General features: G+C 60.2%; 1 protein-coding gene. It reads left to right on the forward strand.

The features are described 5' to 3' along the window. Positions 1 to 249: hypothetical protein (locus tag GDN47_RS32220; protein ID WP_173002619.1), on the forward strand; the 249-nt coding region annotated here is incomplete at both ends.

Consider the following 249-nt stretch of genomic DNA (forward strand, 5'->3'; position numbering starts at 1 on the left):
AACAGACCCGACCTCCAGGCGGCGTTCGATCTCGATACGGCTGGTGGACTAACGAGATTGTGGTCGTGGTGGTTTGCCGACGGAAAGGACGAATATCTCGGCAGCTCGGATTGGATTGCGGCCCAACATGCCACTGCCCTTCTCGGCAGACTGCAGCAGGGCGATGCAGAGGCAAGCCCATACGATGCCATCCGCTACGGCGCCATCTCGCAGCTTGAACCTGTCCTGGCCAACGGCAGTCATGCACTG

Source organism: Martinezella dioscoreae (assembly GCF_009176305.1).
Taxonomy (GTDB): Bacteria; Pseudomonadota; Alphaproteobacteria; order Rhizobiales; family Rhizobiaceae; genus Rhizobium; species Rhizobium dioscoreae.